Source organism: Shewanella sp., from assembly GCF_051658185.1.
In the GTDB taxonomy this organism is placed as follows: domain Bacteria; phylum Pseudomonadota; class Gammaproteobacteria; order Enterobacterales; family Shewanellaceae; genus Shewanella.
Window position 1 is genome coordinate 1 of record NZ_JBOFMC010000293.1, and the last position, 5,644, is coordinate 5,644.

Sequence of the window (5,644 nt, forward strand, 5' to 3'; positions counted from 1 at the left end):
GCGATTAACGGCCATTCAATCCCAAACTGCGCACTGTCCCAACTCAGTACATATTCATCCTCGGGAGTGTAATAATCGGTGCAGCGGTAAATCACATCGGCATATTCGCTAAGCACATAAAAGCCATGAGCAAACCCAGGCGGGATCCACATTTGTAAGTGGTTTTCAGCAGATAACAGCCGCCCAACCCATTTGCCATAGGTTGATGATTCCGCGCGAATATCCACGGCCACATCAAAAATACACCCGGCACTGACCCGCACTAACTTCCCTTGGGGTTTTAAGCGCTGAAAATGGAGACCGCGTAGCACATTCTGCTGTGAGCGGCTTTGATTATCCTGCACAAACATAGGCGCAGCGAGCCCCCTTGCAGCAAAACAGGCATCAAAATACGATTGCCGAAAGGTTTCCATAAAAAAGCCGCGTTCATCGCTAAACACCTTTGGCTCAAACACTAAAACCTCTGCCAGCTCAGTCTCAATACATTTCACGCAACACCACCCTATCGACTAATCCCAGCAAATATTCACCATAACCACTTTTAAGTAAGGGCTGCGCCAAGAGCGTTAGCTTGGCGGCATCAATCCAGCCCAAGTGAAAAGCGGTTTCTTCAGGACAATTAATTTTAAGCCCTTGGCGCTTTTCTATGGCAGCAACAAATTGAGTCGCCTCGGCCATGGCGTCCGGCGTGCCCGTATCCAGCCACGCGGTGCCACGCCCCATAATATTGACCTTAAGCTCACCCAAAGCCAAATAACGGCGGATCACATCCACAATCTCAAGCTCGCCACGACTTGAGGGCATCACCGACTTGGCAAATTCGCAGGCTCTGGCATCAAAAAAATAGAGTCCCGGCATGGCATAGGATGAACGCGGCTTAGCAGGCTTTTCTTCAATGGAGCGCACCTTACCACTTAAGTCAAATTCCACCACCCCATAGGCTTGGGGATTCGCCACATGGTAACCAAATACCGTGGCCCCCGACATCTGTGCTACCGCCTCTTGGAGATTAAGCTTAAGATCCTGACCGTAAAACAGATTGTCGCCCAAAATCATGGCGCAAGCACTGCCGGCTAAAAAGGGCTCGGCGATGATTAATGCTTCCGCTAAGCCGCGAGGGGTGGCTTGCTGTGCGTATTCAAGCCTAAGTCCCCATTGAGAACCATCCCCCAACAAGGCCTGAAAAAGCGGTAAATCTTGCGGCGTACAAATGATCAAAATATCCCGGATCCCCGCCTGCATCAGCGTGACCAATGGATAATAAATCATTGGTTTATCGTAGATCGGCAGTAACTGCTTACAAACCACCTGCGTCATAGGATACAAACGTGAGCCCGTTCCGCCCGCTAATAAAATGCCTTTTCTCATTGATAATTTTACGATTAATAAACCCAATCTAGTCCAAGATTGTAGCATAACCGCAGCCAGTGCCTGTAAAGCAATCGCCCTCCTCCCATTCGTGCGCGGCGTCACAGGTAAATCGCCTGTTTATCGCCAACTAAAGGGATTAAACGCTATGCTTGAGTGACTTTGGCTTGAATGACTTAGGCTTGAATGACGTTGGCTTGATGACACTTGCCAAGTAGGATGCAGCTCACTGCCACACAATTTACTCATTCGCGCCATACGCCTTGCCCGAATGAATGACGAAGAAGTCAGTAATCAGATGGAATCAACGATGCAAAAATCACTCTATACCATTATCTTTTTAGCTATTTTATCAAGCGCTTGCTCAAAACCAGCAACCGCCCCCGACACCACAACGCCACAACGTCCTGCCCCCACTCACCCGTCCGTCGGTGACACGAGCCAGAACGCGCTCGATTGGGCTGGTGAATACCAAGGGATGATCCCCTGCGCCAGTTGTGAAGGGATCCAAACCCATATCATCCTCCGTGCAGATAATAGTTTTGAAGTAAAAACCATTTATTTAGGGGAAAATGAGCGGATCTATAAAGTCACAGGCACCGCCGTGTGGGATGCCAATGGACGCAATATCACTTTAGCGGATGACACCCAATACCTCGTTGGGGAAAACCAATTGATTATGCTCGGCCGCGACGGTAAACGCATCACCGGTGAACTTGCCGAGCATTATGTGCTAAAAAAGACAGCGCAATAATGCTGCGCGAAGCAGAGCGCCGCTAGGTTGTTGATCCCTTCCTCCGCCTACTGCTGCAAGATCTCAACAGCCTTGAGGTGGAAGCTATCAACTGCCTAGGGGCGCAAATTATCAACAACGGTAATAGCTGCGGTACCAATCGACAAAGCGTGCCACCCCAGTATTAATATCAACTTGGGGTTGAAATCCCACCGCATTAAATAGCTCCTGAGTATCGGCCCAGGTTGAGTGCACATCACCGGGCTGCATCGGCAATAAACGTTTTTTAGCCTGGATCCCCAGCACCTGCTCAAGGGCCGTGATAAAGTCCAGCAGTTGTACCGGCCGGCCATGACCAATATTGAACACCCGATAGGGCGCGCTACTGCTAGCAGGCGTGCCCGTTTCGACGCTCCAGTTAGGATTGGGGCTAGGTGGCATATTTTGAACCCTTATAATCCCCTCAACAATATCATCAATATAGGTAAAATCACGGCTCAGATCGCCACCGTTATAGACATCGATAGGTTCGCTGGCGAGCATGGCTTGAGTAAATGTAAATAAAGCCATGTCCGGTCGCCCCCAAGGGCCATAGACAGTAAAAAATCGCAGCCCGGTCGTTGGCAACTGATACAAATAGGAATAACTATGGGCCATCAATTCATTGGCCTTTTTCGTCGCGGCATACAGTGAGATGGGATGATCCACGCTATCTGCCGTAGAAAACGGCAGTTTTTGATTAAGCCCATATACTGAGGAGGACGAAGCATATACCAGATGCTCAATCTGATGCTGGCGGCAGCCTTCCAAAACGGTTAGTTGCCCAAGCAGATTGCTGTCGCCATAAGCCAATGGATTCGCCAAGGAGTAACGCACTCCGGCTTGGGCGGCAAGGTGGATGACACGCTGAAAACCCTGCTGGGCAAAGAGTGCCGCAACCCCTTCCCTGTCGGCCACATCAAGCTTAATAAAACGGAAATTGTTTAAGGCTTGCAGCTGGGCAAGCCGCGCCAATTTAAGACCCACATCATAATAATCATTGAGGTTATCAATGCCTACGACCTCATGACCTAGGTCGCATAAGCGTTCACTGACTTTCGCACCGATAAAACCGGCGGCACCTGTGACTAAGTATTTCATGTTTAACCTTATGAATGGCTTAACCTTATCAGCCGCTTACATAAACTGCGGCTCATTCGTGGTGGAACAAATCTCGGCTATACACTTTGTCGATCACATCGCTCAGCTCACTGGCCATACGATTGGCTATGATGAGATCGCACATTGCTTTAAATTGGTCTAGGTCACGGATAACCTTAGAGTGAAAAAACGCATCCTCTGGGAGTGTGGGCTCATAAACGACCACATGAATGCCTTTGGCTTTAATGCGTTTCATCACCCCTTGCACCGCAGAGGCACGAAAGTTGTCCGAATCGGCCTTCATGATCAACCGGTAAATCCCAACGCATTTGGGCTGTTTACTGATAATGGCGGCCGCAATAAAATCCTTACGCGTCGTATTAGCCTCAACAATCGCGCGGATCAAATTATTCGGCACCTCGTGATAGTTAGCCAGTAACTGCTTAGTGTCCTTGGGGAGACAATAGCCGCCATAACCAAAGGAGGGATTGTTATAAAAATCACCAATACGAGGGTCGAGACACACCCCATCAATGATCTGGCGTGTATCAAGCCCCCGGCTCAAGGCATAGGTATCAAGCTCATTAAAATAGGCCACACGCATGGCTAAAAACGTATTCGCAAACAGCTTAATGGCTTCGGCCTCGGTGCTGTCGGTCAATAAAATGGGGATATCTTGCTTAATGGCTGCGTCTGCCAGCAGTTGTGCAAAGACCTTAGCCCTCGATGAGCGCTCACCGACAATGATACGACTAGGATAAAGGTTATCGTACAGTGCCCGCCCTTCCCGTAAAAACTCGGGCGAAAACACAATATTGTCACTGTTTAATTGGGCTCTTAACCGCGAGGTAAAGCCAACTGGGACAGTCGATTTGATGATAATCGTCGTCTTGGGATTGAGCGCGAATACTTCCTTCGCAACCGTTTCAACTGACTGGGTATTAAAGCCATTCGTCAGCGGATCATAATCCGTTGGGGTCGCAATGATGACAAAATCCGCCGCTGTAACTGCGCTTTTATCCGTGGTTGCCGTTAAGTGTAACGTTTTATGCTGAAGATACTCGTCAATCAGCGCATCGACAACCGTTGAGCGGCGCGCATTGATGCGTAACACTCGCTCAGGTAGCAAGTCTATCGCGGTGACTTGATGTTGCTGAGCCAATAGCACCGCATTTGAGAGGCCAACGTAGCCCATACCAATCACGACTAAGTTCATCGATCCGCTAAGATTTAATTGACTGAAGCTCAACATAACATTTTTTAAACAACAAAAAGAAGTCACTTTTTTGAACAATAACGTCGCTCATCAGTGGCCTCAGGCCGATTTAGCGCTGGCACTCCCCATCCTCAACACACTCTGCACTGCAGCTATCGTTAGTATCACCTTCATTTCTGGATTTTTTTTGTCATTATCCTATGTTAGCTTGATGAAGGTTTCAGCCAAGGAGCGTTATCGTGAATTCAGCCGTGATTTCGGTGGTGATCCCTGCCAAAGATGAACGAGGCAACATAGGTCCACTGATAAAAGAAATATGCCACGCCCTACAAGGGTTAACTGAGTTTGAAATCCTCGTTGTCGATGACGGCAGTGAAGATGACACCTTTACAGAAGTCATGGACACCGCGGCCTTCATGCAGTGTCATGCTAAAGCCATTCGCCACGAGCGCAGCACTGGCCAAAGCACCGCGATATTGACAGGCGTGTTACATGCCAACGGTCAGTACATTGTTACCTTAGATGCCGATGGGCAAAACGATCCCGCGGATATCCCCGCCATGTTGGCGAAACTTGAGCAAATTCATGCCGAACATTTTTGTATTGCCGGCTTTCGTAAACATCGTAAGGATACGCCGTGGAAACGCTTTCAATCACGCCTCGCCAATAAGGTGCGCGATGCGCTGCTGCAGGATGGCGTCCCCGATACGGGCTGCGGCCTTAAACTCTTCCCCCGAGCCACTTTTTTACGCCTCCCCTATTTCGACCATATGCACCGCTATATTCCAGCATTAGTACGAAGAATGGGGGGAGAAGTTTATATTGCCGAAGTCAATCATAGAGATAGACAAGTCGGCGTCTCTAAATACACGGCCTGGAATCGCGTTTGGGTCGGCATCGTCGATATTATCGGCATGCTCTGGCTTGGGCGAAGGGCCAAGATCGCAATCATCAGCCGCTGTGAAACCCATCGGCAGAACTAACATGCAGCGCCTGTATAAAGCCATGATGATGGTGTCGATGCTGCTGATATTAATGCTTGCCGCTCAGCAAGGAGTATTTGAGCATGTGACGGACAGTCATTGGGTTGCTCAGTTTATCGCCAAGCACGGAAGCTATGCCCTCATGATGTTACTGCTCGCGGGAGCGCTGTTTACCGCCGTGGGTGGGCCTCGGCAGATCATAGC

General features: G+C 49.3%; 6 protein-coding genes and 1 pseudogene. 3 read left to right on the forward strand and 4 right to left on the reverse strand.

The features are described 5' to 3' along the window. Both rfbC and rfbA read right to left on the reverse strand, forming a co-directional pair. Window positions 1-491: dTDP-4-dehydrorhamnose 3,5-epimerase (gene rfbC / locus ACRCZA_RS11210; RefSeq protein WP_438674519.1), on the reverse strand; the 491-nt coding region annotated here is incomplete at its 3' end. Beyond that, window positions 478-1,368, reverse strand: a complete 891-nt coding sequence (gene rfbA, locus ACRCZA_RS11215) for a glucose-1-phosphate thymidylyltransferase RfbA (RefSeq protein WP_438674520.1) — start codon at window positions 1,366-1,368, stop codon at window positions 478-480. The genes rfbC and rfbA, both read right to left, overlap by 14 nt. 310 nt (window positions 1,369-1,678) lie before the next feature. Here rfbA and ACRCZA_RS11220 point away from each other — a divergent pair, with 310 nt between their 5' ends. Beyond that, window positions 1,679-2,122: a copper resistance protein NlpE gene (locus ACRCZA_RS11220; RefSeq protein ID WP_438674521.1), complete on the forward strand. Its 444-nt coding sequence runs from the start codon at window positions 1,679-1,681 to the stop codon at window positions 2,120-2,122. Between the two features lie 111 nt (window positions 2,123-2,233). Here the strand turns inward: ACRCZA_RS11220 and ACRCZA_RS11225 are convergent, their stop codons facing one another. Together ACRCZA_RS11225 and ACRCZA_RS11230 are read right to left on the reverse strand one after the other, a co-directional pair. Continuing rightward, the gene (locus tag ACRCZA_RS11225; protein WP_438674522.1) at window positions 2,234-3,241 is read right to left on the reverse strand and encodes an NAD-dependent epimerase; all 1,008 of its coding nucleotides are present in this window, start codon (window positions 3,239-3,241) and stop codon (window positions 2,234-2,236) included. A gap of 52 nt (window positions 3,242-3,293) precedes the next feature. Further along, on the reverse strand, window positions 3,294-4,457 hold the full coding sequence (locus ACRCZA_RS11230) for a nucleotide sugar dehydrogenase (RefSeq protein ID WP_438674523.1): 1,164 nt from the start codon (window positions 4,455-4,457) through the stop codon (window positions 3,294-3,296). A gap of 251 nt (window positions 4,458-4,708) precedes the next feature. On the opposite strand from ACRCZA_RS11230, the gene ACRCZA_RS11235 reads away from it, so the two are divergent. Next, entirely contained in the window at window positions 4,709-5,440 is a 732-nt protein-coding gene (locus ACRCZA_RS11235; RefSeq protein ID WP_438674524.1) for a glycosyltransferase family 2 protein, read from the forward strand. A 1-nt stretch (window position 5,441) separates the two neighbouring features. Then, window positions 5,442-5,644: pseudogene (locus tag ACRCZA_RS11240) on the forward strand (TVP38/TMEM64 family protein); the annotation flags it as partial.